The organism is Candidatus Aminicenantes bacterium (assembly GCA_026393855.1).
Classification (GTDB): Bacteria; Acidobacteriota; Aminicenantia; order Aminicenantales; family UBA4085; genus UBA4085.
Genome location: JAPKZJ010000090.1, coordinates 58404 through 84168 on the forward strand (window position 1 = coordinate 58404; position 25765 = coordinate 84168).

Annotated in this window: 23 protein-coding genes; 14 read left to right on the forward strand and 9 right to left on the reverse strand. The window is 61.6% G+C overall.

Going from position 1 to position 25765, the window contains the following annotated elements; genetic code table 11:
* The first annotated feature begins 5 nt into the window (after nt 1-5).
* Together NTZ26_11200 and NTZ26_11205 are read left to right on the forward strand one after the other, a co-directional pair.
* Nucleotides 6-950: an alanine-tRNA synthetase second additional domain-containing protein gene (locus NTZ26_11200; protein ID MCX6561061.1), complete on the forward strand. Its 945-nt coding sequence runs from the start codon at nt 6-8 to the stop codon at nt 948-950.
* Between the two features lie 16 nt (nt 951-966).
* On the forward strand, nt 967-2574 hold the full coding sequence (locus tag NTZ26_11205) for a FumA C-terminus/TtdB family hydratase beta subunit (GenBank protein ID MCX6561062.1): 1608 nt from the start codon (nt 967-969) through the stop codon (nt 2572-2574).
* Nucleotides 2575-3007: 433 nt separating this feature from the next.
* Here NTZ26_11205 and NTZ26_11210 read toward each other — a convergent pair whose 3' ends face one another.
* Complete coding sequence (locus NTZ26_11210) at nt 3008-3934, reverse strand: hypothetical protein (GenBank protein MCX6561063.1); 927 nt, start codon at nt 3932-3934, stop codon at nt 3008-3010.
* A gap of 548 nt (nt 3935-4482) precedes the next feature.
* Here NTZ26_11210 and NTZ26_11215 point away from each other — a divergent pair.
* Nucleotides 4483-5049 (forward strand): hypothetical protein, encoded by a 567-nt coding sequence (locus NTZ26_11215; GenBank protein ID MCX6561064.1) that lies wholly within the window; start codon nt 4483-4485, stop codon nt 5047-5049.
* A gap of 113 nt (nt 5050-5162) precedes the next feature.
* Here NTZ26_11215 and NTZ26_11220 read toward each other — a convergent pair whose 3' ends face one another.
* From NTZ26_11220 to NTZ26_11235, 4 genes are all read right to left on the reverse strand, one after another.
* Nucleotides 5163-6449: a serine hydrolase gene (locus NTZ26_11220; GenBank protein ID MCX6561065.1), complete on the reverse strand. Its 1287-nt coding sequence runs from the start codon at nt 6447-6449 to the stop codon at nt 5163-5165.
* Nucleotides 6450-6581: 132 nt separating this feature from the next.
* On the reverse strand, nt 6582-7136 hold the full coding sequence (locus NTZ26_11225) for a hypothetical protein (GenBank protein MCX6561066.1): 555 nt from the start codon (nt 7134-7136) through the stop codon (nt 6582-6584).
* Between the two features lie 117 nt (nt 7137-7253).
* Nucleotides 7254-7706 (reverse strand): hypothetical protein, encoded by a 453-nt coding sequence (locus tag NTZ26_11230; protein ID MCX6561067.1) that lies wholly within the window; start codon nt 7704-7706, stop codon nt 7254-7256.
* Between the two features lie 143 nt (nt 7707-7849).
* A complete protein-coding gene (locus NTZ26_11235) occupies nt 7850-8659 on the reverse strand; it encodes an aldo/keto reductase (GenBank protein ID MCX6561068.1) in 810 nt (269 codons plus the stop codon).
* 159 nt (nt 8660-8818) lie between these two features.
* On the opposite strand from NTZ26_11235, the gene NTZ26_11240 reads away from it, so the two are divergent.
* The 6 genes from NTZ26_11240 (at nt 8819) to NTZ26_11265 (ending at nt 15445) form a co-directional block, all read left to right on the forward strand.
* Nucleotides 8819-9616: an SDR family NAD(P)-dependent oxidoreductase gene (locus NTZ26_11240; protein ID MCX6561069.1), complete on the forward strand. Its 798-nt coding sequence runs from the start codon at nt 8819-8821 to the stop codon at nt 9614-9616.
* 93 nt (nt 9617-9709) lie between these two features.
* Nucleotides 9710-10471, forward strand: coding sequence for an SGNH/GDSL hydrolase family protein (locus NTZ26_11245; protein MCX6561070.1), 762 nt, complete (start codon nt 9710-9712; stop codon nt 10469-10471).
* An 87-nt stretch (nt 10472-10558) separates the two neighbouring features.
* Nucleotides 10559-11539 (forward strand): aspartate carbamoyltransferase, encoded by a 981-nt coding sequence (gene pyrB, locus NTZ26_11250; protein ID MCX6561071.1) that lies wholly within the window; start codon nt 10559-10561, stop codon nt 11537-11539.
* Nucleotides 11540-11582: 43 nt separating this feature from the next.
* A complete protein-coding gene (locus NTZ26_11255; protein MCX6561072.1) occupies nt 11583-12089 on the forward strand; it encodes a hypothetical protein in 507 nt (168 codons plus the stop codon).
* Between the two features lie 85 nt (nt 12090-12174).
* On the forward strand, nt 12175-13770 hold the full coding sequence (locus NTZ26_11260; protein MCX6561073.1) for a twin-arginine translocation signal domain-containing protein: 1596 nt from the start codon (nt 12175-12177) through the stop codon (nt 13768-13770).
* Between the two features lie 112 nt (nt 13771-13882).
* On the forward strand, nt 13883-15445 hold the full coding sequence (locus tag NTZ26_11265) for a sialate O-acetylesterase (protein MCX6561074.1): 1563 nt from the start codon (nt 13883-13885) through the stop codon (nt 15443-15445).
* A gap of 116 nt (nt 15446-15561) precedes the next feature.
* Here NTZ26_11265 and NTZ26_11270 read toward each other — a convergent pair whose 3' ends face one another.
* The 4 genes from NTZ26_11270 to NTZ26_11285 are packed head-to-tail and all read right to left on the reverse strand — an operon-like array spanning nt 15562 to nt 22670.
* On the reverse strand, nt 15562-16818 hold the full coding sequence (locus tag NTZ26_11270; GenBank protein ID MCX6561075.1) for an aminoacetone oxidase family FAD-binding enzyme: 1257 nt from the start codon (nt 16816-16818) through the stop codon (nt 15562-15564).
* 19 nt (nt 16819-16837) lie between these two features.
* Nucleotides 16838-17038 carry a hypothetical protein gene (locus NTZ26_11275; protein MCX6561076.1) on the reverse strand — a complete coding sequence of 67 codons (201 nt, stop codon included), beginning with the start codon at nt 17036-17038 and terminating at the stop codon, nt 16838-16840.
* A 32-nt stretch (nt 17039-17070) separates the two neighbouring features.
* Nucleotides 17071-18096: an adenosine deaminase gene (gene add, locus NTZ26_11280; protein ID MCX6561077.1), complete on the reverse strand. Its 1026-nt coding sequence runs from the start codon at nt 18094-18096 to the stop codon at nt 17071-17073.
* The gene (locus NTZ26_11285) at nt 18096-22670 is read right to left on the reverse strand and encodes a response regulator (GenBank protein ID MCX6561078.1); all 4575 of its coding nucleotides are present in this window, start codon (nt 22668-22670) and stop codon (nt 18096-18098) included. Before NTZ26_11285 ends, add begins: the two co-directional genes overlap by 1 nt.
* Nucleotides 22671-22882: 212 nt before the next feature.
* Between NTZ26_11285 and NTZ26_11290 the strand changes: the two genes are divergently transcribed.
* The 5 genes from NTZ26_11290 to NTZ26_11310 all read left to right on the forward strand — a co-directional run.
* Nucleotides 22883-23077: a hypothetical protein gene (locus NTZ26_11290; GenBank protein MCX6561079.1), complete on the forward strand. Its 195-nt coding sequence runs from the start codon at nt 22883-22885 to the stop codon at nt 23075-23077.
* 64 nt (nt 23078-23141) lie between these two features.
* Entirely contained in the window at nt 23142-23636 is a 495-nt protein-coding gene (locus tag NTZ26_11295) for a rhodanese-like domain-containing protein (protein ID MCX6561080.1), read from the forward strand.
* 124 nt (nt 23637-23760) lie between these two features.
* A complete protein-coding gene (locus NTZ26_11300; GenBank protein ID MCX6561081.1) occupies nt 23761-25002 on the forward strand; it encodes an FAD/NAD(P)-binding oxidoreductase in 1242 nt (413 codons plus the stop codon).
* Between the two features lie 10 nt (nt 25003-25012).
* Nucleotides 25013-25330 carry a TusE/DsrC/DsvC family sulfur relay protein gene (locus NTZ26_11305; GenBank protein ID MCX6561082.1) on the forward strand — a complete coding sequence of 106 codons (318 nt, stop codon included), beginning with the start codon at nt 25013-25015 and terminating at the stop codon, nt 25328-25330.
* A gap of 31 nt (nt 25331-25361) precedes the next feature.
* Nucleotides 25362-25765, forward strand: a 404-nt coding sequence (locus NTZ26_11310) for a DsrE/DsrF/DrsH-like family protein (GenBank protein MCX6561083.1), incomplete at its 3' end; no start/stop codon positions are given.

The window sequence follows — 25765 nt, forward strand, 5'->3', positions numbered from 1 at the left end:
GGTCCATGCGATACCGGTTCAGTTCCGGCCCGCGCGAGACGCTGGTCTACGCCACCTACTACGCCCCGCACGGCCGCCTGCGCCTCTACAGCGTCGCGGCCGAGCTGTCCCAGCGCTACCTGATGCCGACCGACCTGCTGATCGGAATCATCGGCGCCGAGGGCTCGGGCAAGTCGACTCTGATCAAGGGCCTCTTCCCGGGCCTGGAGCTGACCAACGACGACGACGGCATCAACGTCCAGCCGACGCCGCTGCTCCACTTCCAGCCGGACGACCCGTTCTCGGGCCACACCTTCCACATCGACATCCGCTACGAGTCGGCCTTCCATCAGATCTACGAGATCGTCGAGGCCGTCAACAGCGCCATCACCCGCGGCCGGCGGGTCATCATCGAGCACTTCGACCTGCTCTACGGGGCCCTGGGCTACAACGCCCAGGTCCTGATCGGGATCGGCGAGGAGATCATCGTGGCCCGGCCGACGATGTTCGGCCCCTTCCCCAAGTCGATCAAGTCGATCGTCCACCGGACGATCAAGTTCCGGCGGATGGCCCACTCGGCCGAGGATATCGTCAACTCGATCCTGCGGCGCGACCATCCCTATCTCCTGCCCTCCTCCCACTCCGATGTCAAGCAGGGCTTCGTCATCAACTTCCACCACAAGCCCGACATCGACCTGGCCGAGCTGGAGCGCAAGGCCTTGGAAGTCATCGCCCAGGACGTGCCCATTTCGCCGGTAGGGGAGGATCGCATCACCATCGGCGACTGCGCCATGCCTTGCACCGGGACGCGGACCCACGTCACTTCCTCGGGCAAGATCGATAACTTCCGGCTGATCAAGGAGTTCAAGTACGACCCGATCGCCAAGGAATACCTCCTGATCGGGCTGATCGGCCGCAAGACGATCGTGGGGTTCGAGGACATGGTCGACGTCTCGCGCTTGGACAAATAACCGATCGGAGCCGATCATGAGCCCATCTCCGACCGATCCCGTCTTTGATTATGGTCCGGACAAGGCCGCCTACCGCAAGGTCGCGGGTTCCGGCGCCCGCCGGGTCGTCTGCGGCGGCCGCGCCTATTGGAGCATCCCGGCCGGCGTCCTGACCCGCCTGGCCCGCGAGGCCTTCGAGGACCTCGCTTTCTACCTGCGGCCGTCGTTCCTGGAGAAGCTGGCCGCGATCCTCAAGGACCCCGCCGCCTCCGACAACGACCGTTTCGTGGCCCGGGCGCTCCTGCGCAACGCCGTGATCGCCGCCGAGGGCGAACTGCCTTTATGTCAGGACACGGGGACGATCAACGTCTTCGGCCGCAAAGGCCATCGCGTCCTGACCGACGGCCAGGACGAGGAGGCTTTGGTCCGCGGCGCGGCCGGCGTTTACCGGGAGCGCAATCTGCGCTATTCGATCATGGCCCCTGCGACCGTCCTGGACGAAACCAACACCGGCTCCAACCTGCCCGCCCAAGTCGACCTGGCGGCGGCCGAGGGAGTCGAATACAAGTTTCTCTTTATGGCCAAGGGAGGCGGCTCCTCGAACAAGACTTTGCTCTTTCAAGAGACCAAGGCCCTGCTCAACGAGAAAAGCCTGCAGGCGTTCCTGGTCGAGAAGATCGCGGCCCTCGGGGTCGCGGCCTGCCCGCCCTATCGGGTCGCGGTCGTCGTCGGCGGGCTCTCGCCCGAAATGACGCTCAAGACCGTCAAGCTTGCTACGGCCGGCTACCTGGACGGCCTGCCGCGGCGCGGCTCGAAACGGGGCGGCGCCTTCCGCGATCGGGCCTGGGAAGAGCGAATGCTCGCGATCGCCCGCGAGACCGGCCTGGGGGCCCAGTTCGGCGGCCGCCACCTGGCCCATGAGACCCGCTTCATCCGCCTGCCCCGCCATGCCGGCTCCTGCCCGGTCGCGATCGGGGTGGGCTGCAACGCCGACCGGAACCTCAAGGCCAAGATCACGGCCGAGGGCGTCTTCCTAGAGGCTGTCGAGCGCAACCCTGCCCGATTCCTCACCGGCGCCGAAGCAGGGGCGCCCGCGGGTACTCCCGTCGATCTCAACCGGCCCATGCCCGAAATCCTGAAAGCCCTGGCCGCTCTGCCCGTCGGGACGCTGGTCCGGCTGTCCGGCCCTCTCGTCGTAGCCCGCGACATCGCTCATGCCCGATTGAAAGAGCAGCTCGATAAGGCGGGCAGCGTCCCTGACTATCTGAAAAAGCACCCCGTTTACTACGCGGGCCCGGCCAAAACGCCGCGCGGATACGCCTCGGGCAGCTTCGGGCCGACCACGGCCCAGCGGATGGATGTCTACCTGGCCGACCTCATGAAGGCGGGCGGCTCGCTCGTGACTCTGGCCAAGGGCAATCGCGCGGCAGGCGTCACCGAGGCCTGCAAGACCTTCGGCGGCTTCTATTTGGGGACGATCGGCGGTGCCGCGGCCCTGATGGCCAAGGAGTTCATCGTCGCCTCCGAAGTCATCGATTACGCCGATCTGGGCATGGAAGCCGTGCGCCGCATCGTCGTCAAGGATTTGCCGGCCTTCGTCGTCTGCGACGACAAGGGCGGCAACCTCTACGCGCGGCGAGCTTGATATATTCGCGGTGCCGAACCCCGATTTTAATATCGGGGAAAGAAGCGCCGCTCAGTATTAGCCCTGGATATATACCCCGGGCTTCAGCCCGGGGAGTCGAGCGAATTAAAAAAGACAGGAAAATCTAAGGCGATCACAAGGGAAAGAGAGAACAAGGTTCGAACTGGAACGCCCGCCAAGCGCGGCCGGAAGCCGAACCCTTACACCCAGTCGCACAAAACTTCCATGGCCGAAATGAAACGTTGCTTGGCGCTAATAAAACGATTCGCCTGGAAGCAAGAAACCCTATGCAATCAATCCCAAGAATATCAAGCAAGCCCCATCATAGTCCTCAATCAGAGGATTGACGGCTTCTTGGCCGACAAGCGTAGGTAACTTAGAGGATTGAAGAGATCTGCCGGCGCGGCGGCTGTCGAATGATAATAAGCCAGCCTTAGCGAGAAGAGATCTTCACGCAATACACATCTGCTTCCGTTTTTAAATACTGATATATGGCTTTTGCTTTTTTACACATTCTGAAGTCTTCGCTCAACAATGCAGAGCAATAAGAAGCGTGCCCGACGTGCGATGCATCGCTGTTAATACCGGGTATTTTACTTGGATTGCTTATTTTGCTATCCGGCCAGTATCCCAAGTAATTAAGAGCGGTATAACATGCGACCACGTTGTTAAAACGGACATCGGTACTTTCACCAGTTTGAGGAGACGGAAACAATTGGCCCATCATCGAGTACCCCCATTTTGGCCCGAGAAGCTCCCATATTCTATCGATAACTGGGCCTTCTGTTTCGTCGATAGTGCTCAATTCTATCCCGGCGAGTAATTTCCTGGTTTTTTCAATCGGTTTTATCGAATCCGCTGCCGCATTGAGTGCCGACTGAAGCGCATTCCCTATACTTGCCACCGCATCCTTGAATGTCTTCTCCATTTCTTTGTTATTAATGAGCGATAATGAATCGCCAAGTAGGCTCATAATGGTGGCTTCGAAATCCTTCGCGACTTGAGCTCTCTGAATGGCATCCTTATTGCCATGGAGAAATGCTTGAAGTTTGGGGAGATCGAGACTCACCACGGGAATCTTTCCTGTAGTGTCCAAGTATTCATTGTATACATCTTCAGCTTTTCTATAAGGATCGAGAGAGCATTTATTCGTAAGATGGTTCTTTGCATCCCTCTCAATAATTATTTTTCTCGCGTGCAGAATGTCGATGCTTTCTAATAGCTTCATCATTCCGGATCTTTCAATCTCCGATAAATGTTCATCGGAATATACCCATTCCACATTATCCCTTGCCGGCAAATCTATCTTCCCTTCGGAAAGGTAGCCGAGGATATTTTGATCAATGTAGATAAGCCGCATGATACCCTTCTTATGCCATTCAAATTATTACCATTAAATACCACCATCGACAACATGAACAAATCGGGCTGAATGATACTCATCTGCTTATTGGGCTACGCATCTGCGCAGAACAAAAACGTACGTTTACTTTCCTTTGTTTGTTGATTCCTTTAAAATGCTAAGTAATCGGTAAAATGGTGTACGATATTTACCATGACGAATCGAAGCAGGAGTCATATTGGCACGTATTTCTATTCGTACCTAGGGACACTAGGGCAGACCTTCTTCGATATTTGGTCGAAGCAAGGCATCTCAACTCGTACAATGGGGACCGTCTCAACTTCAAGAATCTGAGGAGTAATAGCTCATTCTCTTGTGCTAAAAGTTGGATCTCTATCCTCGCGGCAGCATTGCAGCAAGTAGAAAAAGGCCAATTGGAGCCATTTATTCTTGGTAGAGTGCGTGCTAATCGAAATCCATCCTCAATATGTGGAGTATTCGAACGATTCTCAACGCCTCCGAAATGCAAAATAGGGGTCTTCCACCTAGAAAATGGACTCCGCGATATGTCCGTTTTTCTCGACGGTCTATCGAAAATTGAAACGACCTTCCGGATGGGGCTGCAAGGCGCTGCCCATTATCTCTTTAGCGAATCCGAACCCTTGGAGATCGGTAAAATATTCCTGGACCGCGAAGTGCATTATAGGATCGAATATAGAAGAGAATTCGATAAATCCAAGATCCTAAACAGATTGAGTACGAATTTTCGGCAATATTGCTCGTTACATCCTGATTGCGAAATTATGGGCGAAGGCGTTGGCAGTGATGACAACATCCTCTTGGATCTCGCAGATGTCGCTCTGGGAGCGATACGCTTCGCCACGCTGACACCATGCCAATTGTCATATGAAGATGCAAAGCAGCGAAAGCGAGTGGAAATCTGTAAAATGTTATTTCCGTTAGTAAAAAAGCTGCGTGATGGTCATGCGAGAATGCAGAATAGCCGCTTCGTCAATTTCGGGACTTTTTCATCTGCTAAAATTGAGGATGCGACTTGGCAGTTCAAGGATCTATCGCATCGATATCTTTTTAGTCCGGCGCATGAGTCCTTTGGCCTTTTCGAGGCAAATTAGAAACTCATTATAACCGGCCAAAGGACCTCTATTTCGCACTTGGCGGGATAGTATTTCAACTCAGGGGGAGCAATCGCTGCAGAAAAGCTAACCCGGTCTATACATGGAGGTGCTTAGAAGCCGAGCCATTCCAGGGGCGGAGAAATGTCGCCGATGATCTCTTTGAGAATCAAACCGGTGACCGATTGACGCAGATTTCCAACCAGAAAAATAGTGATGGCGGTCATCGGGCCAGGCGTACCGGAAATGGTTACCGCCGTGCCGGAAATGGTTACCGCGCAGTACTCGGATGTTGGGGTTCGTTCCCCCATGATTCCGATTTTGGTGTCTTTACCGTGGTAGATGATCCGACCGAATGCCCAACCCATTTCAGAAGGAAGGTTTGGGAGAGGATGTGAACGTTGGGGCGAATAGATAGTCATACTGTGGATGCCGATTTGACTATAGTAATAGGGCAGGCTTTGCATGGGTTTCAAGAACCGCCCCCCGCCGAATATGACGGTGTTCAAGAATTTATTGAAATCCGAGGCCGTCGCATAGAACGCCGTTGAAGGTTCAGCGGTAACATTAGTAACCGACTCTTTATTGTCCGGGGCCAAAGCGAGATGACTTTGAAAACGAGGCTCCAGCTCAAAGCCCATCGTCTTCAACGAAAGGGCGTCAAAGACATTGGATCTGGCGATTTCATTGAATTTCTTGCCGAATGTCTCAGCCAATACAAAGCGCAAGAGCCCGATCCCTTCCTCCGAGTAGCCAAACGAACCCCCCGGAGATTTTTCAAAGTTCAAGCGGTTGTCGGATCGGGCCTTTCGCGAGTTGATGAGACCGCTTTGATGGATCAGGATCTGTCGTGCGGTGAGCCGCTTATAACGGGAATCGTTTTTTAAATCTTGGAATGGCGGATATTCCGGAAGGGGCTTCGGGAGGTAGCTTTGAAGAGGCCTGTTCATATCAAACAAGCCGTCGTCGACAAGTTTAAAGACCGAATAGCCGAGAACGGCTTGCCCGAGTCGATCGACGCGGAAGAGGGTATTTTCATCGATCGGTTTTTGAGTGGAGGGATTCTCATATCCGAGATCGATCATGTATCTCGTCGAATAGGAGAGAGGGGTTTCTCTCGGGTTTTGCGATACGGCGATCGCTAATCCGGAAATGCCGTATTCTTCCATGATGTTCAGCAGCTTTTCCCGTATCTCGGGATATTGCCGAGTTTGGCCATCTATAGTCATCCATGCCCCATATGATGCATGGCTATCGTTTGCCGAGGCGGGAACACTTTCTTGCGGCGCTGTCGTAGTGGCGATAGGAGTGCAAGAGATCATCACCGTTATAGCGATGAAAAATCCTGCCCCAAGAATTCTTCCTGGAAGATTGGATTTCCAATAGACATGCGTTTTCATTTCTCCCCCTGAGCCTTTAATGAATATTAACCCATTTATAGTTACGATCAGAAGGATAGAGTCGTTTAATGCGACAAATCTCGGGGAAACGCGATTCGGGGTGTCGTCCCGGAAACGCTTTGGTAGTCCTCTTCACATCAGCTCGAAGAATTCGTCGGTCCGCACGCAACCGAGGAATCGTTTGAGCAATTTGCTAAGGGACCCCGCTGCAAGCGGCCACGACCATCCTCCATCGCCCAAGTATGTCATCCGATGCACCCAATAGCCGCCGCACTCTCGCGACGGCGCGAATTTCATCACGGGGTCGTATTGAACTCGCCGCATCATAGTGTCATCCCGGGTATGGTGACCTTGTCCATTATCCAATCGGAGGGTGTGCCTATTCCTTGGTTCGAAGACGACAATCTCGCCTTTGACAACCTCGATCCGGCAGCCTCGGAGATGAGGGAACCGGGCCATCTCCCTGCGGGCGAGAGACACGTCGGCTTCCGGCACGCTTGCCGCCGCCGAATCGATCCTCCGCACGGAAACGACTCCGTTGATGCTTTCGGAGAACTCGAAACCCTCCGGCATCGCCGGCAGCGCACCTTCACGGAGCGTTCTAACCGCGCAGTATCGGACTTTGCCTGTCTTGGTTCTGCCTTCGAGGAGGTAATAGGTGTTTCGCATACGATTGGTGTAGGTCACGACCGCGGTCTCCGAAGCCGCGCTATCGTGCCGACTGCGAGTTCGACGAGTCAATGCCGGCCTCCCGTCAGATCAATCTAACACCTGGGCCAAGCCACCGCAGGCTCACATTGGCATTCAGCGACGCGGTTTACCGCGTCGCTGGGCAATGCTCTGATTGTCCTCAAGTTTGTTGTTCCAGTACTCAATATATGACAAGTATGCTTTCTTGCTAATGAGGAAGGCTACGTGCTGGCGGGCCTGCAGCTTGTAAGCTCTCAATTTGGCTATCCCGAGGCTCCGAGCTTTCTCCATCCGGTGGTGACCGTCGATCAGATTGTAGACCCCCGGCGAAATCTCCGCCAGCACGACAGGCCGAGAGGGGTCCACGGAATCAACATGGGGTTGGCTAAGTTTTGAGTGCTCCGGAAGGAAATCTTTGACATCGACTTCCGTGAAGGCGATGTCCTCGGGGTGCTTGACGATGTGCTCAAGAATCCGAGTCACGTTGAACTCGAAAATACCGTTTTGAAACAGTTCATCACCGTCATCAACTCGACAAGGGATGAAGTTCTCGTCCGCTTTCAACATTCTGGACCTGGATGGATAAGAAATTCCTTTTCCGCCCTAGGCTTGGGCCGCGTTCGGAATCGGCTTTAATCCCCATCCTGACATCATCATAAAGGATATTTCTGTCCCGCGAGCGATGTCAAGGGCGGGAGCCTCCATGCGCGCTAGCGCCGGCGCTTCCCGGCGTGGATGAAGTCCCCGATCCGCCGCATGCGGGCCATTTCCTCTTCGCTCAAGGGGCCCCTGTCCAGCACCGACAGATTCTCCCTCATCTGTTCGACCGTCTTGGTCCCGGTCATGCAGAGATGGACGCTCGGATTGGAGAGTACGAAGCGGTAGCAGTCCGGGGCGGTGAGCGTGGCTTCCCCGGGGGGCATGTTCTTGGGCTTGAGGAGCCTTCCGTTGGCCGTGCCCACGAAGCTGATCATCCCTGGGCCGTTCACGGCCGGCAGAGTCGGGAAGATTTCGGTTTCGGCGCCGCGGTGAGCCGCGTTGTAGCGGAAATGGAAAGCGTCGATGACACCCTCGGCGGCCAGCGCCGTGATGAGCTTGCGGTTGTGGCTGGACAGGCCGATGAAACGGACCAGGCCTTTCTCCTTAAGCTTCAAGGCCCCCTCCACGACCCGCCGGGGCGGTGTCTTGGAAAAATAGCCCAGAATCAGCAGGTCGGTATGGTCCAGTCCGGCCGCGCGCAAACCTTTGTGGAAGAGCTTTTCGGTGAAGAAAGCACTGTGCGCGTATGTGAACATGGCCAGGACGAGCTTGTCTCTCTGGCCCTTGGCGACGACGGTACGGATGGCCTTGAGCATATGCTTGGATCGTCCCTTGATGACCGTCCCCCAGGTCCAGTAATTACAGCCACGCTCGAAGGCCTCCTCGAAGGCTTCCGTAGGCGCCCCATAGCCCGAGGCGAGGCCGAGCCGGCCGACTTTTAAGCCGGTCCGTCCCAGAACGACCGATTCGTTGAAGGTCATGCGCGAATCTCCTTCTCGAAGGCGATCGTTGCCGATGCCCGACCGCCCCGCTTCGCCCGCAAGCCTAAATCCGGGCCCCCTTCAAGTCAAGGGTTCTTCCGGCGCTCCCGGCTTTCTTCGCGAATCCAGCGGACGGGCGTTTTGTCGTATGATACCCCTATGAGCGAAATCAAGCTTCCGTTTGTGGGACCGGCCCTCATCACCGGCGCTTCGAGCGGTCTGGGTGAGGAATTCGCCCGCCGGCTGGCGGCAATGGGACACTCCCTGATCCTTGTCGCCCGGCGCGAAGATAAACTGCGCGCCCTGGCCTCGGAGCTGATCGCCGCCCACGGCGTTCAGGCCGACGTCGTCGTCGCCGATCTGGCCTCGGAACAGGGGATCGTCAAGGTCGAGGAGGTGCTGCGATCGCGCGGCGATGTGGCGCTCCTGGTCAATAACGCCGGGTTTGGAGCCGGCGGCTCCTTTTACCGCATCGACATGGCCATCCAGACGGCCATGATCCGGGTCCACGTCGAGGCCGCCGCCCGGCTGATGCGGGCCGCCTTGCCGTCGATGGTCGAGCGGGGCGTCGGGGCCGTTGTCAATGTCGCCTCCGTGGCCGCCTTCACCATATCCCCCAAAAGCGCCATGTACGCTTCGACCAAGGCTTGGACGGTCTCTTTCTCCCGGGCGCTGGCCCTGGAGCTGCGGCCGAAAGGAGTTCGGGTCCAGGTCCTCTGCCCGGGCTTCACCCACACCGGCTTCCACAGCACACCTGAATTCGCCACCTCCGATGGAATTGCGATTCCCCGTTTTCTCTGGGGACCGGCCGACAAGGTCGTCGGAGCCTCTCTGACAGCCCTGCGCGGGCATAGAATCGTCGTCATCCCCGGCTGGAAAAACAAGATCATGGCCCGCCTGGCCCGGATGTCCGTGGCGACGGCCGTCATTCGGGCGTTCACCCGCAAACGCGTTTGAGGATGTGAAATGCACGTGCCGGTTCACGGCTTAACGCGGGTTGACATCGTTTCTCGGCCGGACGTATTCTCCCCTCCGATAAGGATCCGCAGCATGAATACCTCCCGAGCCGGCCGCATCCTAAGAACCAAAATATTCTGCTTTGCCGCTCTATGCGGCCTGCTCTTCGCGCCGCCGGCGACTCCCCGCGGGGGACAGGAGCGAGCGACGATGGCCGATCCCGAGCACTACTTGGACGCCCTCAAGGCCGAGCTGAAGATCGAATGGCCGGCCAACCGGACGGTGAACCTGGTCTTCCACGGACATTCGGTGCCCTCCGGATATTTCAAAACCCCCGACGTGCGGACGCTCGAGGCCTATCCCCATCTCGTTCTGAAGGAATTGAAGAGCCTCTACCCGCTGGCGGTCATCAACGTCATCGTCACGGCGGTCGGCGGCGAAAACTCCGTTCAGGGCGAGAAGCGGTTCGCCGCGGACGTTCTGACGCACCATCCCGACGTCGTCTTCATCGACTATGCCCTGAACGACCGCGGGGTTTCCATGGAGGAGTCCGAAGCCGCGCTGGCCTCGATGGTCCGGCAGGCCCAATCGAAAAACCTCAAGGTTATTCTTCTGACGCCGACGCCGGATCAGGGCGAGAACATTCTCGACCCGCAAGCGCCGTTGGCCGTCCGCTCCGGCCAAGTCAGGGACTTGGCGGCGCGCTTCGGCATCGGGCTCGTCGACAGCTACGCCGCGTTCAAGGTCGTGGCCGCATCGGGCGCGCCGATCGCGGATTATATGTCCCAAGGCAATCATCCGAATGAGAGAGGCCACCGTATCGTTGCCGGCGAAATCCTGCGCTTTTTCCGCTGAATCCTGCCGAAGCAGAGGTTCTCACCCCGGTTGACAGGGCGCGGGGTGCCGCATATCATGAGGGACGATTCGGGATAAGGAGATCCGATGCCCACCCATTCCAAGAGCCCCTACCTCCCCTTCGGCGACCAGAAGACGGCCCCCTGGTACGGCAAAAATATCCTATCCGTCAACCAATTCAGCCGGGCCGACCTCGACTACATCTTCGGCGTCGCCCACGAGATGAGGACCATGGTCGAGCGGGTCGGCACCTTCGACCTGCTCAAGGGCAAGATCCTGGCCAATCTCTTCTACGAGCCCTCCACCCGGACCTCCTCCTCCTTCATGGCCGCCATGCAGCGCCTGGGTGGGGCGGTCATCCCGATCAGCGAAGTGAAGTTCTCCTCGGTGGCCAAAGGCGAAAGCCTGCCCGACACCGTCCGGACCCTGGGCTGTTACGCCGACGTCATCGTCATCCGCCACCCCGAGGTCGGCTCGGCCGCCCTGGCCTCCCAGCACGCCGGCAAGCCGGTCATCAACGCGGGCGACGGAGTGGGGGAGCACCCCACCCAGGCCCTCCTCGACACCTTCACCATCCGCGAGGAGCTGGGCCGGCTGGACAACCTGACCGTGACCATGTTGGGCGACCTCAAGTACGGCCGGACCGTCCACTCCCTGGCCCGCATTCTGACCAAATTCGCCAACGTTCGTCTGAACTACGTTTCGCCTGAGATCCTGCGCATGCCGCGCTACGTCATGGACGAGGTGGCGGCCAAAGGCGTGCCCCAGTCCGAACACGTCACTCTCGACCGCGTCCTGCCCGAGACGGACGTCCTCTATGTCACCCGCGTCCAGAGGGAGCGGTTTGAAGATCCGGCCGACTACGACAAGGTCAAGGACGCCTTCGTCATCTCGCCCGAAGTGATGAAGCCGGCCAAGGCCGAGATGATCGTCATGCATCCCCTGCCGCGCCTTGCCGAGATTTCCATGGACTTCGACGCCGACCCGCGGGCGGCCTACTTCCGCCAGATGGAATACGGCCTTTATGTCCGGATGGCCCTGCTGGCCATGGTTTTAGGCAAGGCCTGACGCTGCCGGCCGGGCCGCCTATCGATGGTCCCTTAATCCCGCCATGGACATTTCCTGGAAACCCGTTTCGAAGCCCGCCCTGATCGGCGGGAGTCTCGCCGCCGTCGCTTTCATCCTGTATGCCGCGCTTCAGGACGGCGGTTTTCTCTTTCTCGACTACGTCAATCTTCCCATCCACGAAGCCGGCCATCTGGTCTTCGCCGTCTTCGGCTCAACCTTGGCCATCTGGGGAGGAACCCTCCTCCAGCTCATTTTCCCGGCCGCGTTTTTTGTCTACTTTCTCCTCAGGGGCGATACGGCCGGAACGTTCTTCGGCGCCTTCTGGACCGGCGAGAGCCTCCTTTACTCGGCGACGTATATCGGGGACGCCCGGGCGATGGTCCTGCCCCTCGTCGGCGGGGGAGAGCACGACTGGAATATCATCCTTTCGCAGCTCGGCCTCCTGTCGGTGGACCGGACCATCTCTGACATCGTCGGCCTGGCCGGCTGGACGATCCTGGTTCTCTCCCTCCTTTGGTTCGTCAAGAAGGGCCGGGAGGGCGGCCGATAGCCCCGGATTTCCTTGACAAGGGCTGCCGCCCCGGCATATGTTCGGGTGGCTTCCGCCTCCCTGAAGGCAGGCTAAGGAGAGACGCATGAACCGCCCTAAAAACCAGAATGATTTGCCCGTCGGCTGCATCCATCATCCCGGCTTCAGCCGCCGGAAATTCCTGTCCGGCTGCGCGGCCTGCGCCGGTGCGGCCGGTCTGGCCGGCGTTCCGAATCTGACCGGCGCCCCCCGCCTCCCGCGGGCCATGAGCGGCGCCGGGAAGACGAGAGTCCGCGTCATCTACGCCCTGCACGGTCCGCGCCAGGAAGGCGCCGATTGGCCGAACAAGGGCTTCGACTTCGTCCCGGTCATGAACCGGATCAACGCCGAGCTCCTCAAGCGGGTCCCGAGCCTCGAGATCATCCCCTCGCTCGCTACGGGCGAGGAACAGACCAAGATCTGCCTTGAGGAAGACCGCAAGATGCCGGTCGACGGGTATCTCGTCTATCAGATGAATTGTTGGAATCAGGTCGCCCAGAGCGTCGTGACCACCGGCAAGCCCGTCCTGTATGCCGATTTCCAGTTCGGCGGCAGCGGTGGGTTTCTCGTCTACACGGCCGGATTCCTTCGGTCCGGGCTGAAAAATTTCGGCTTCGTCGCCTCCTCCAAGATCGAGGACCTGGCCGAAGCGGTCAAGCTGTTCGCCGCGGCCAAGGCGGCGGGCCCCAGCTTCGATTTCGCCGCCGCCGCGGCCCGGGTCCGCATCGCCCGAACGCCGAAGGCGGGTGATCTCGCCGTGACGCCCGATCCGCTGGTTTGCCTCCCGGTCGACGAGACCGTCAGGCGGCTCAAAGCCTCGCGCATCCTGGCCGTTCGCGGCGCCGAAGCCCAGCCCTCGACCACCGTCCTCGGGATTCCGGTGGACTACATCCCCTTTGCCGAGCTCAACGCCGCCTGGGCGGCCGCGAACAAGGAGGAGGCTCGGGCCATCGCCGAGCGGTGGGCCAAGTCGGCCGCCCATGTCGAGGGCGTCAGCCGCGACGAGCTGGTCAACTCGGCCGCCATGTACCTGGGCCAGAAGGCCGTCCTCAAGGCCCGCGGCGCCACGGGCATCACGGTCAACTGCCTGGGTGGATTTTACGGCGGCCATATCCACGCCTACCCCTGCCTGGGCTTCCACGAACTGCTTAACGAGGGCTTGGTCGGAGGCTGCGAGTGCGACGTCCCGTCGAGCGCGGCCTTGACGGCGATCACGACCATGACCCAAGGCCGGCCCGGTTACATTTCCGATCCGGTCATCGACACCTCCAACCGGACGATCATCTACGCCCACTGCGTCGCTTCGAATAAACCGTTCGGCCCCAAAGGGCCGGCCAATCCGTTTGAGATCCTGACCCATTCGGAGGACCGGCAGGGCGCCTCGGTGCGATCGATCCTGCCGGCCGGCTATATGACCACGACGATCGATGTCTCGCAGGACCGCAAGGAGATCATTCTCCATCGGGCCAAGTCCGTAGCCAACGATCCCGACGACCGGGCCTGCCGGACGAAGCTCGTGGCCAAGCCCGTCGGGGACATCGAGAAGCTGTTCACGATGTGGGACCGCTGGGGCTGGCATCGAGTGACGGCCTACGGCGACATCGCCGAGCCGGTCCGGGCTTTGGCCGGAGCGATCGGCTGGAAAGTCGTTGAGGAAACCTGATCAAACCGGATTCGAGCGTCATTCCGAGCCCGCCCTTTCGGGTCGGGCATGGGAATCCGTTGTTTATCCGCGCCTCTTTGATAAGCGGATGCGTTTTAGGAGGAGAAAAGCCATGTCGGTAAAATTATCCCCGCCTCTCGCGATTCTAATGGCGGCCGCCCTGCTCGCCGCCGCGCCGCTTGCGGCCGCGATCAAGCTCCCCTCGGTCATCGGCGACCACATGGTCGTCCAGCGCGACAAGCCCGTCGCCGTCTGGGGCTGGGCCGAGCCGGGGGAGACGATTACCGTCCGTCTCGCCGGCGGGGAAACGGCCGTCAAAGCCGGCCCGGACGGGCGCTTCGAGGCCTCGCTCCCGGCCTTGAAGTCCGGCGGCGGGCCTTACGAGATGACCGTGCAGGGCGGGAAAAGCCCCGCGGTCGTCGTCAAGGACATCCTGGTCGGAGAAGTCTGGGTTTGCTCGGGGCAGTCCAATATGGAGTTCCCGCTGTCTTCGACGGCGACGCCGATCCCGGAGCTCTTGCGGGCCGATCAGCCGCGCCTCCGCCTGTACCGAGTCCCCAAGCGGATTTCGGCCGTGCCTTTGGATAATATCGACGCCTCGTGGACGCTCTGTACCCCGGAAACCGCCGGCCCGTTTTCGGCCGTGGGATATTATTTCGGGCTCGAGCTGCTCAAGACTTTGGATGTTCCCATCGGCCTGATCGGGTCGGCCTGGGGCGGCACGGACATCGAACCCTGGACCCCGCCGGCCGGGTTTGCGGCCGTCCCCGAGGTCAAGCCCTATCTGGCTGCGGCCGAGCGGAGGGAGGCGGACTTCCGTCAAGCCCTGGCCGGAACGCTGCCGGCCTGGCAGGCCTGGATCGGCGAAACCAAGAAGGCCTTGGCCGCCGGGGCGTCCTTGCCCGCCAAGCCCGCCCAGCCGGTCGATCCCTTCGACTCGCCCCAGACGCCGACCGGACTCTACAACGGCATGATCCACGCCCTGATCCGTTTCCCGGTCCGGGGCGCCATCTGGTACCAGGGCGAGAACAACCGCAACGACACCTTGGCCTACGAGAAGAAGATGGAAGCCCTGATCCTGGGCTGGCGCGAAGTCTGGAAGTCGCCGGACCTGGCTTTTTATTATGTCCAGCTGGCCCCTTATTATTACGCGTACAACCGGGATTACGCCGGCGGCGATATCCCTGATTTCCTGCGCCTGCCGCTCGTCTGGGAGGCCCAGTCCAATATCCTGCGCCTGCCGCATACCGGCATGGCCGTGATCACCGACATCACGGACCTCATGGATATCCACCCGCGCAACAAGCGTGACGTCGGCTACCGGCTGTCGCTCTGGGCCCGGGCCAAGCTCTACGGAGAATCGGGGCTAGTCTGTTCGGGCCCGCTCTTCAAGTCCATGGCCGTCGAGGGCGCGAAGGCCAGAATCGCCTTCGATTTTGTCGGCGGCGGGCTGATGGCCAACGATGGCCAATCCATCAAGTGGTTCGAGATCGCCGGCGAGGATAAGATTTTTTATCGGGCCGAGGCGAAAATCGAAGGGGCTGCCGTCGTCGTCTCCAACCCCCGGGTCGCGGCTCCCAAGGCTGTCCGGTTCGGCTGGCATCAGATGGCCGTTCCCAACCTGGCCAACCAGGAAGGGCTGCCGGCCTCGCCGTTCCGCACCGACCGCTGGTGATACATTCGCTGCGCCAAACCCCGATTTTCAAATCGGGGTTATAAGCGCCGCTCAGTATGAACCCTATAAATACCCCGGGCTTCAGCCCGGGGTATCGAGCGGGTTTATTCCCGATATTAGGGCTTAGCCTCGGCCGGATGGGCCGCTTCGGCGCCGGCGACGAGCCCGCTGGCCCAAGCCCAGGCCAGGTTGTAGCCGCCGCGCGGCCCTTGGACATCCAGGACTTCGCCGGCCAGGAAGAGCCGCGGCCGTTTTTTCGATTCGAGCGTCGTCTCGTCCACTTCCCGCGCGTCGACCCCCCCCGAGGTGAATTCGGCCTCGTTCCAGCCTCTCGTGCCCTGGACGGGAAAGATTTTTCTCTTAAGTGCCGCGGCCAGGACGCGAGGCCGCGGTCCGGAAGCCGCCGGGTCGATCGGGGCGAACGAAGGCGCGAGGGCGGCCAGCTTCTCCGGGAGGAGCCCGGCGGCCAACTCGGATTCAACCCAGCCGGTTTGCGACCGTCTCCCCAGCTCAGAGGCCAAATCGTCCAAAGACAGATAGGGGACGAAATCGACAGCCACAGCCGTCTCTTGACCGCCGTCCCGGTTCAGGGCGATGGACAAGGGCTCGCTGATATCGAGGATGGCCGTCCCCGAGAGTCCGTAGGCCGTAAAAAGAAGATCCCCCTCGGCTTCGGCGGCCGTCTTCCCGCCGACGAGCGCCTCGGCCCGGACCCTGACCTTCAGGCCTTGCAGGAAATGGCAGAGCTTGTCTTTGATGACGAGCGGGACCGCGCTGGGGACCGGCGGGATGATCCGGTGGCCGAACGCGCGGGCCAGCTCGTACCCGCTCCCGTTCGAGCCCAGAGCCGGATAGGACTTGCCCCCCGCGGCTAGGATCAAGACGCGGGCCGCGAAGGATCGGCCGCCGGTGACGGCGATCTCGAAGCCTCCGCCGGCGGGCTTCAACCCGATCACTTCGCATCCCGTCTCCACGACGACGCCGAGCGCGCGGGCCTCCCGTTCGAGGAGCCGCAGGACGGAAGCCGCCTGGTTGGTGGCGGGATAGACTCGGCCTTCCTCGACCCGGGTCGCCAGGCCGAGTCCTCGGAAAAATTCCAGGATCGCGGCGCCGTCCGTCCGGTCGAGGACGGATCGGACGAGAGCGGGATTGGTGGACGTGAACGCCGCCGCTTTGAGCGGGGAGTGGCCCAGGTTGCAGCGGCCGCCGCCCGTGACGAGGATCTTTTTTCCCGGGCGGGGGAGGCGTTCGAGAATCGAGACGCGCGCGCCGGCCCGGGCGGCCGCGATCGCGGCCGCTAAACCCGCGGCGCCTCCGCCGACGACGACAACAGCTATGCGTCGGGCATCGCCGGAGCTGTCCGTCCTGGCCATAGGGAGGGGCGATCGCTTCTCAGTGCTTCTGGCGCCCGGTGTCGTCGTCGCACGGCTCATCTGCCCGGGCCGACCGGGCCTGTTCGGCCGTGTCGGTCATAACGCAGCTGGGCAGGGGCTCGGCCTTCATCGGCAGTCCGCAGCAGACCGGGATCGGGGCGCCCTCGGCGGCCGTGGCTTTGGCGCCGCACTCTTCGCAGACATAAGTGATTGTCTTCATGAGCCTATATTGACATGCTCCGGGCCGGTTGATCAAGCGCGGCCGGGAAAAGCCTGTCCGGCGGCGAAGAACGAGTCGATTTCGGTCCGCAGGCGGGCCTTGTCGGCATCCCCGCACCAGGCTGCTTCGACGGCGTTCCTGGACAGCCGCCGGACCTCGTCCTCGATCAGGCCGAAGGCCGCATCCAGGAGGGCGAACTCCCCGGGCAGATCGCAGCCGAAGACGGCCGGGTCGTCCGTGGCCAGGCTGACGCACAAGCCGCGGCGGAGAAAAGCGGCGGCCGGATGGTCCTCGATCCGAGCAACGGCGCCCAGCCGCAGGTTGGATGTCGGGCACATGGCCAGGGGAATCCTCTCCCGGGCCAGGCGATCAATCAGGGCGGGATCCGAGGCCGCCCGGACGCCGTGCGAGATCCGATCGACCCGCAGGGAATCCAGTGCTTTCCGGATGCTTTCGGGCCCAGCCGTCTCGCCGGCATGCGCCTCTGTCCGCAGTCCGGCCCGGCGGGCCCGCTCAAAGGCCGGAGCGAAGGGGGCGGGCGGATGATCGACCTCCGAGCCGCCGAGTCCCATCCCCGCCACCAATGGATGATCCATCTCGGCCAGGGCTTCGGCCAGACCGAGCGCCTCGGCCGGGCCGTTGTCCCGAACGGCGTCGGCCACGAGACGGATCGTGAGCATCCCGCAATGCGGCGCGAAGCCCGCGGCCACGGCCTCGACGATCCTTTGCGGTCCCAACGGCTTGACGGCGTCCAAAGTGGGGGAGAAGAGGACCTCGGCATATCGGATTCCCTGCCGGATGAGATCTCGGGCGACGGCGCCTGCGATCAGCCGGTAATCCTCGGCCTCCCGCAGGCAGCCGGAAATCAGCCTCCAGGCGGCCACGAAATCGGGGAAGCCGCGGAAGGCCCGATCGCGCAGGACGGCCCAGCCGGGGTCTGCGTCCAAATCGCGGCCGTATTTCTCGGCCAGGAGGCGGAGCGAGCCGATGGGGATGGCGCCCTCCAGATGAACATGGAGCTCGACCTTGGGCATCCGCTCCAGGAAGGCTCGATCCATCACGCCTCGCGACCCGCGCGCTCGACGACCCGCTCCAGCGTCTGGAACAGGTCGACCGGCTTAAGCGGTTTGGAGACGTAATCGTCCATTCCGGCCATGAGGCATCTTTCGCGGTCGCCGGCCATGGCGTGCGCGGTCATGGCCACGATCGGCAGATGAGCCTTGGTGCGGAGCTCCTTGGCTCGAATGGCGGCCGTGGCCTGGAACCCGTCCAACTCGGGCATCTGAACATCCATCAGGATGACGTCGTAGGCCGCTTTGTCAAGGGCCTCCAGCGCTTCGCGTCCGTTGCCCACGACCGTGACCTTGTGGCCGCGGTTCTCCAAAATCCGCACGGCCAGCTTCTGGTTGATGAGGTTGTCCTCGGCCAGGAGGATATCGTAGCGGGCCCGGGACGGGGCCAGCGTGTGTCGGGTGATCAACGGCGTCTCGGCCGATTTCTCGCCCGGCGTCCCCAGGGCCAGCATGATCGCGTCCAGGAGTTGGGACTGCTTGACCGGTTTGGTCAGGTAGGCTGCGAGGCCCAGCTCCCGGCATCGGGCCGAGTCGCCCCGGAAGCCCGAGGAGCTGAGCATCATGATAACGACGTTGCTGAAGCCGGGATCGTCCTTGACCCGGGACGCCAGGCCGAACCCGTCCACCTCGGGCATATTGGCGTCGGTCAGAACGAGCTTGAAGGGCCGGCCCTCGGTCGCCGCGGCTCGCAAGGCGTGCAGGGCCGGGTCGGCCCCTTCAACGGTCGTCGGAGCCATGCCCCAGTGGGTCAGCATCTCCTTCAGGATGCGCCGGTTGGTGGCGTTGTCGTCGACCACCAGTACGGGCAGATCGCGCAGATCGTCATAGGCGACCCGGTCCCGCTCCTTGGCCGCGGATTCGTCCAGATCCAGCTCGAGCGTGAAGTGGAAGACGCTGCCCCTGCCGGCCTCGCTCTCGGCCCAGATGCGGCCGTTCATCAGCTCGACAAGCTGGGTGCAAATGGCCAAGCCCAGCCCGGTGCCCCCATAGACGCGGGTCGTCGAGCTGTCGGCCTGGGTGAAGGGCTCGAAAACGAGCTTGAGCTTGTCGGGGGCGATGCCGATGCCGGTGTCCCTGACGGCGAAATGCAGCCGGACTTTGGCCGCGGTCCGTTCCTCCACCGTGGCCGAGACGATCACTTCGCCTTGAGACGTAAACTTGATGGCATTGCTTAGGAGGTTCGTCAGAACCTGGCGCAAACGGCCGGGGTCGCCGCGCAGGCCGTCCGGCGCGTCGGCCGGAATCTCATAAGCGATCTCCAGGCCTTTCTTCTCGGCCAGAAGGGCCAATCCCGAGACGATGGAGTGGATGGTGTCGCGCAGCCGGAAGGGGATGGCCTCCAGGTCGATCTTGCGGGCCTCGATCTTGGAGAAGTCCAGAATGTCGTTGATAATGGTCATCAAGGCTTCGGCGGAAGTCTTGACGCCCTCCAGGTATTCGCGCTGTTCGGTGCTGAGCACGGTATCCAGGGCCAGCTCGGTCATGCCGAAGATGCCGTTCATGGGAGTCCGGATTTCGTGGCTCATGTTGGCCAGGAACTCGCTCTTGGCCCGACTGGCTTCCCGGGCGGCGGCCTCGGCCCGTTTGAGCTCGCTGATGTCGGTGTAGACGGCCATCGAGCCGGCGAACTCGCTGCCGACCTCGATCGGCGAACTGGCCACGATGACATTGATCGGCCGGCCGTCCTTGTGGTGCCGGACGGCCTCGGCGGCTTCCACCCGCTCGCCCGACATGGTGGATCGGGTCCTCCGCAGGGCTTCCTCTTTGAACTCCGGCCGGATGACGACGTCGTCGATGAGGCGGCCGAGGACCTCGCTCCGCCCCCAGCCGAAGATCTTCTCGGCCCCGGGGCTCCACTCCTCGATGGCCCCCTTGGCATCGGTGGCGACGATGGCGTTGGAGCTGTTGAACAGGACTGCCTCCAGGTACTTCTGTCGCCGGTCGAGCTCCGCCTCGGCCTTCTCGCGAACCGCGATCTGGTCGCGGAGCTCGGCTGTGCGGGCCCGGATCTTGACTTCCAGCAGGGCGGACCGGCGCCGGACCGCCCCGACCCGGCGGAGCATGGTGCCGGTGACGAGAAGCCCGAGCCCGAGCACGGCTAGGCCCCGGAACCACCAGGTCGCCCATATCGGCGGGACCACCCGGACGGCCAGGGCGACCCCGTCCTCGTTCCAGAGGCCGTCGTTGTTGGAGGCCTTGACCCGGAAGACGTACCGGCCCGGCTTGAGGTTGGCGTAGCTGGCGTAGTTTCGGCCGCCGACTTCATTCCAGTCTTGTTCCAATGGCTCCATCCGGTAGGCGAAGCGGTTCTTTTCCGGTGCGGCGAAATGCAGGGCGGCGAACTCGAAGGAGATCAGCCGGGCCCGATAGCCCAGCCGGATGGAGGCCGTTTCGGTGATGGAGCGCTCCAGAACGACCCGGCCGTAGACCTTCCCTCCCACCGGGACGGGCTTGTTGAAGATCTGGAAGCCGGTTAGGACGACGGCCGGCGGAAAGGAATTATCCGTGATCCGGTCGGGGAAAAAGGCGTTGAGGCCGTTGGTCCCGCCGAAGAACATCTCGCCCGAGGCGGATTCGAAGCAGGAGCCGCCGTTGAATTCGTTGCCCTGCAGGCCGTCGGAGACGTCATAAGCCTTGATCGCTCCCGTCGCCGGATCCAGGCAGGCCAGGCCGCGGTTGCTGGAGACCCAGACCCGGTCTTTGGCGTCGACCAGGACGCCGTAGGCCGAGTTGTTGGGCAGGCCCTGGGCCTCGGTGTAGTTGGCGAACTTCCCGGTCTTGGGGTCGAGCCGACTCAAGCCGTCGCGCGAACCGACCCAGATCCCTCCCTTGGAATCCTCGTTCAGGCTGACGATGAAGTCGTCGGCCAGGCTGGCCGGGTTTGCCGAATTATGGAGGAACCGGGTGAAGCGGCCGTCCCCATCCATCCGGTTCAAACCGCCGCCGAACGTTCCGATCCAGAGCGATCCGGCCGCGTCGCGGCGCAGAGCCCGGATGATGTCATGGCTCAGGCTGTTGCCGTTCGAGGGGTCATGGCGGATGTGGTCGAACTCTTTCCGGCCCGGCTTCAGCCGGTTCAAGCCGCCGCCTTCGGTCCCGGCCCAGAGTGTCCCGTCGGCGTCTACCCAAAGGGCCCGGACGGAGTCAATGGCCAAGCTTCCCGGAGCGGTAGGCGCATGGCGGAAGGCCGTGAACCGGCCGGTCTTGACGTCATACCGCAGGATGCCCCCGCCCAGGGTCCCAACCCAGAGGTTCCCGGCCGCATCGCCGCGCAGGGCATAGATATTGTCGCTGGTCAAGCCCGCCGGCTTGCGCGGGTCGTATCGGAAATGTTCGACCTGGCCGGTCTTTCGGTCAAGGCGGTCCAAGCCCTTGTCCTCGGTGCCGATCCAAAGCCGCCCGCGCCCGTCCTCGGCCACCGCCCGGATGTAGTTCGAGCCCAGGCTACCGGGGATGCCGGGACGGCTTTCGATAATCCGGAAGCGGGACCGGTCGGGGATGGCCGCGTCCAGACCGCGGCCGCGGGTCCCGATCCAGAGGATCCCGGTCCGGTCCTCGAAGAACGAGACGATATAGTCGTAGCCCAAGCTGTTCGGATCGGCGGGATTGTTGCGCAGGACGGTGAAGTCCGATGTCCGCGGCTCGAAGATGTTGAGGCCGTCGTTAGTTCCGATGAGCAGGCGCCCTTCGCGGTCCTGGTGAATGGCGCAAATCAGGTCGTTGCTCAGGCTGCGCGCTTTGCCGAAAACCGTGCGGAAGCGGGTGAAGCGGCCGGTCCCGCGGTCGAGCCGGTTGAGTCCGCCCTCGGTTCCGATCCAGAGCCACCCCTCGCGGTCCTCGAAGATCGTCCGGACGCGGTCGTCGGACAGGCTACGGGGATTGCGGGCGTCGTGGCGGAAATGCTCGAAGATGCCGGTTTTCGGGTCGAACCGATCGAGCCCGCCGTGGGTGGCCAGCCACAGGGCGCCGTCCCGGGTCTGGCGGATGTCGGCGACGGTGTTGTGGCTCAAGCTGGAGGGATTCTTCGGGTCATTAAGATAGGACCGAAATTTGCCCGTGGCCCTGTCGAAGACGCTCAGGCCGCCGCCGTCGGTGCCGATCCAGAGCCTGCCGGCCTGATCCTCCCGGATTGCGGTGACGGCGTTGTGGCTGAGGCTTTGCGGGTCGAACCGGTTGTTTTGGAAGCGGGTGAAGGCGTCCCGCTCGCGGTCGTAGCGGTTCAGGCCGTTCAGGGTTCCGATCCAGAGGACGCCGCCGGCGTCTTCGTAGAGGGCGTTGATCCACTTGTCGCTCAAGGTGGACGGATCGCCGTTGGAACGGTAGACCTTGATGGCCGAGCCGTCGTAACGGTTCAGGCCGTCCTCCGTGCCGATCCAAAGGAAGCCCCGGCGGTCCTGCAGGACGGCCAAGGCCGAACCCTGGGAGAGTCCCTTCTCGATGGTCAGGTGAACGAAGCGGTTGGCCAAAGGCTCGGCCGCGGCCGCCCGGGCGGGCGGCGAGAACGCCGCCAGGACCGGGGCCAGGAGGAACAGGACGGACCGGAGGCATTTGCGGTTCATCGGAACTCCAAGGGAAACAAGGATGGCCCCCGCGGCGCGATCACGGCGGTTCGCGCGGGCTCGTGATATTCAATCATTAGGGGATATATACTTGTTCCGGCGTCCCCGATCAAGGAGGGCTCAGGGCTTGGGGGGCAAAACACGCGACAAACCCCGGCGAGGTTTGTCGCTCCGGCCGGCTCGGTCGCTCTCCTTCCCTTTGGGAAGGAACCATGCCCGCTTCCTCGCCGATGGGTTTTGCCCCCCAAACCCTTCGCCCCAGTAAAAATATTTTTCAGTACGAAGGGAGCATCATCCGTCTGAATTCCACTTTATTTAAAGAACATTCGGTCGCTCTTGCCCCCCCTAAAAAACCCTTCGCCCCAGTAAAAGGATTTTCAGTAGGAAAGGAAATCGGAATGTGGTAAGTCCCTACGCTCGAAGAACCGGAGAATTCGGTGTACTATATCTTTTCTAATTAGGAGGATGAGCATGAAAAACAACATTGCTGCGATGGCCCTCGGCGCCCTTGTCTTTGCCGCCGCGGCGGCCGGAGCGGAGGTTGAGATCGTGACGCCCAAGCAAGCCTTCGAGCGCCTTCAGGCGCCGGGGACTTTCCTCGTCGACGTCCGCAGCGTCGCCGAATATGTCTTTGTCGGCCACCCCGAGATGGGTTGGAATGTGCCCTGGTCGTTCTGGAGCGAGAGCGAGGCCAAGCTCGTCTCCAACCCGGACTTCATCAAGGACCTCAAGGCCCGCTTCAAGCCCGAGGACATCCTCCTGTTCATCTGCCGCAGCGGCGGCCGGAGTCTGAAGGCGGCCCAACTCGCGGCGGCGGACGGATTTCTCAAGACGATCAGCGTCAGCGAAGGAGTGGAGGGCGGCGCCGACGAGAAGGGCTTGCGCACGATTGGGGGTTGGAAGAACAGCGGCCTGCCGTTCACCTACAGCCTCGACCCGCAGAAAGCCTACGCCCCCGCGAAATAACGCCCCCGGCGGGGTCCGGGCGTCCCGCGAGAGGGGGGTTCTTGCGTTGTCCGCATAAAACCGATACAATTTATAGGAACATTCATATTTAAGCCCGAGCGCGAGCGGAGCCGAGGAGCCCGACATGAGGAAAATGGTCATTCTGGGGGCCGGGACGGGCGGGACCGTCATGGCCAACCTTCTCCGCAAGCGCCTCTCCCGGTCCGCATGGGCTTTGACCGTCATCGATCGGGACGACGAGCACTATTACCAGCCCGGGTTCCTGTTCCTTCCCTTCGGCTTTCTGACCAAGAAGCAGATCGTCAAGCCCAGGTCGAAGTTCCTGCCCAAGGGCGTCGAGTTCCTGGTGGCCGAAATCGACCGCATCGATCCGGCCGCCAACGAAGTCCTGCTCCAGGACGGACGCAGGATCCCCTATGATTATCTCATCGTCGCCACCGGGGCTTGGATCCAGCCGGCCGAAACGCCCGGCATGCTGGAGGGCTGGCGGGACACGATTTTCGACTTCTACACCCCCGACGGAGCCGAGGCTCTGGCCGCGAAGATGAAGTCGTTTCCGGGCGGGACGATCGTCGTGCACGTCAATGAGACGCCCATCAAGTGTCCGGTGGCGCCGCTCGAGTTCGCCTTTTTCTGCGACGACTGCCTGCGCCGGCACGACAAGCGGGATAAGGTCGAGATCGTTTATGTCACGCCCCTGCCGGGGGCCTTCACCAAGCCTGTCGCCTCGGCCGCGTTGGGCGCGATGCTGGCCGAGAAGGGCATCCGCATGGTGGCCGACTTCAACGCCGAGCGGATCGACGCCGCGGGTCGCAAGCTTGTCGGATTCGACGGCCGTGAAGTGGCCTACGACCTTTTGGTGACCGTCCCGACGAACATGGGATCGGAGATGATCGAACGGTCGGGCCTGGGCAACGAGTTCCGCTATATCCCTACCGATCCCCAGACGCTCCGTTCCAAAAAGCACGCCAACATCTTCGCCATCGGCGATGCCACCGATCTGCCCTCCTCCAAGGCCGGGTCGGTTGTCCATTTCCAGTCCGAGATTCTGGCCGAGAACCTCATCCGGGCCATCGACGGCCAACCCCTCGATCCGGCCTTCGACGGCCACTCCAACTGCTTCATCGAGTCCGGACACCACCGGGCCATCCTGATCGATTTCAACTACGAGACCGAGCCCCTGCCCGGGAAGTTCCCTTTCCCCTGGCTTGGCCCCCTGCCCCTGCTCAAGCCCAGCCGCCTGAACCATTGGGGCAAGCTGGCCTTCCGCTGGATTTACTGGCACATGCTCCTGCGGGGCCGGCCGATTCCGTTCGTTCCCTCCAGGATGAAGATGGCGGGAAAAAAGCGCCCGAAACAAATATAAGGAGAGATCCATGCCTCAGAAGACTTACGGCAGCGCCCTCGTCGACGTGGACGGGGAAGGTTACCTGACCGACTTCGGTCGGTGGACGCGGGACATCGCGGTGGCCATCGCCAAGGAAGAGGGGATCGCCGAGCTCACCCCCGCCCATTGGAAGGTCCTGGAGTTCATGCAGAAGGAATTCCGCGAGAACGGTCAGGCCCCCAGTATCCGCAAGCTCAACAAATCCGGCGTCGCCAGCACCAAGGAGCTCTACGAGCTCTTCCCCGGCGGCCCGGCCAAGAAGGCGGCCAAGATCGCCGGCTTGAAGAAGCCCGAGGGCTGCGTCTGACGGGTGCGCCGGCGCGCATCAAGGAACGATCATGGAAGAAAAAATCAAGAAAGTCTCGATCGTCATCTCCAAGGGCGGCCTGGACGGCGTTTATCCCGGCCTGATCATGGCCAACGGCGCCCGGATGGAGGGGATCGAAGCGAATTTATTCTTCACCTTCTTCGGGCTCGACGCCATCATCACCAAGCGGATGGGCAAGATCAAGATCGCCACCGTCGGCAACCCGGGCATGCATATGGTCACGATGCTGGGCATGCTGCCCGGCTTTTCGGCCATGGCCACGGGCATGATGAAGAAGACCATGGACAAGATCGACATCCCGCCGGTGCCCGAGTTCATCGAGATGGTCGCCGACGCCGGCTGCAAGCTCTACGCCTGCAAGGCTACCGTGGACATGTTCAAGCTGAAGGCCGGGGACTTCTGCCCCCAGATGGA

Bases quoted from the DNA above. Each gene is read 5' to 3' on its own strand.
- NTZ26_11200 (MCX6561061.1), top strand. From the start codon at position 6: ATGCGATACCGGTTCAGTTCCGGCCCGCGCGAGACGCTGGTCTACGCC.
- NTZ26_11205 (MCX6561062.1), top strand. From the start codon at position 967: ATGAGCCCATCTCCGACCGATCCCGTCTTTGATTATGGTCCGGACAAG.
- NTZ26_11210 (MCX6561063.1), bottom strand. From the start codon at position 3,934: ATGCGGCTTATCTACATTGATCAAAATATCCTCGGCTACCTTTCCGAA.
- NTZ26_11215 (MCX6561064.1), top strand. From the start codon at position 4,483: ATGTCCGTTTTTCTCGACGGTCTATCGAAAATTGAAACGACCTTCCGG.
- NTZ26_11220 (MCX6561065.1), bottom strand. From the start codon at position 6,449: ATGAAAACGCATGTCTATTGGAAATCCAATCTTCCAGGAAGAATTCTT.
- NTZ26_11230 (MCX6561067.1), bottom strand. From the start codon at position 7,706: ATGTTGAAAGCGGACGAGAACTTCATCCCTTGTCGAGTTGATGACGGT.
- NTZ26_11235 (MCX6561068.1), bottom strand. From the start codon at position 8,659: ATGACCTTCAACGAATCGGTCGTTCTGGGACGGACCGGCTTAAAAGTC.
- NTZ26_11240 (MCX6561069.1), top strand. From the start codon at position 8,819: ATGAGCGAAATCAAGCTTCCGTTTGTGGGACCGGCCCTCATCACCGGC.
- NTZ26_11245 (MCX6561070.1), top strand. From the start codon at position 9,710: ATGAATACCTCCCGAGCCGGCCGCATCCTAAGAACCAAAATATTCTGC.
- pyrB (MCX6561071.1), top strand. From the start codon at position 10,559: ATGCCCACCCATTCCAAGAGCCCCTACCTCCCCTTCGGCGACCAGAAG.
- NTZ26_11255 (MCX6561072.1), top strand. From the start codon at position 11,583: ATGGACATTTCCTGGAAACCCGTTTCGAAGCCCGCCCTGATCGGCGGG.
- NTZ26_11260 (MCX6561073.1), top strand. From the start codon at position 12,175: ATGAACCGCCCTAAAAACCAGAATGATTTGCCCGTCGGCTGCATCCAT.
- NTZ26_11265 (MCX6561074.1), top strand. From the start codon at position 13,883: ATGTCGGTAAAATTATCCCCGCCTCTCGCGATTCTAATGGCGGCCGCC.
- NTZ26_11270 (MCX6561075.1), bottom strand. From the start codon at position 16,818: ATGGCCAGGACGGACAGCTCCGGCGATGCCCGACGCATAGCTGTTGTC.
- NTZ26_11275 (MCX6561076.1), bottom strand. From the start codon at position 17,038: ATGAAGACAATCACTTATGTCTGCGAAGAGTGCGGCGCCAAAGCCACG.
- add (MCX6561077.1), bottom strand. From the start codon at position 18,096: ATGGATCGAGCCTTCCTGGAGCGGATGCCCAAGGTCGAGCTCCATGTT.
- NTZ26_11285 (MCX6561078.1), bottom strand. From the start codon at position 22,670: ATGAACCGCAAATGCCTCCGGTCCGTCCTGTTCCTCCTGGCCCCGGTC.
- NTZ26_11290 (MCX6561079.1), top strand. From the start codon at position 22,883: ATGCCCGCTTCCTCGCCGATGGGTTTTGCCCCCCAAACCCTTCGCCCC.
- NTZ26_11295 (MCX6561080.1), top strand. From the start codon at position 23,142: ATGAAAAACAACATTGCTGCGATGGCCCTCGGCGCCCTTGTCTTTGCC.
- NTZ26_11300 (MCX6561081.1), top strand. From the start codon at position 23,761: ATGAGGAAAATGGTCATTCTGGGGGCCGGGACGGGCGGGACCGTCATG.
- NTZ26_11305 (MCX6561082.1), top strand. From the start codon at position 25,013: ATGCCTCAGAAGACTTACGGCAGCGCCCTCGTCGACGTGGACGGGGAA.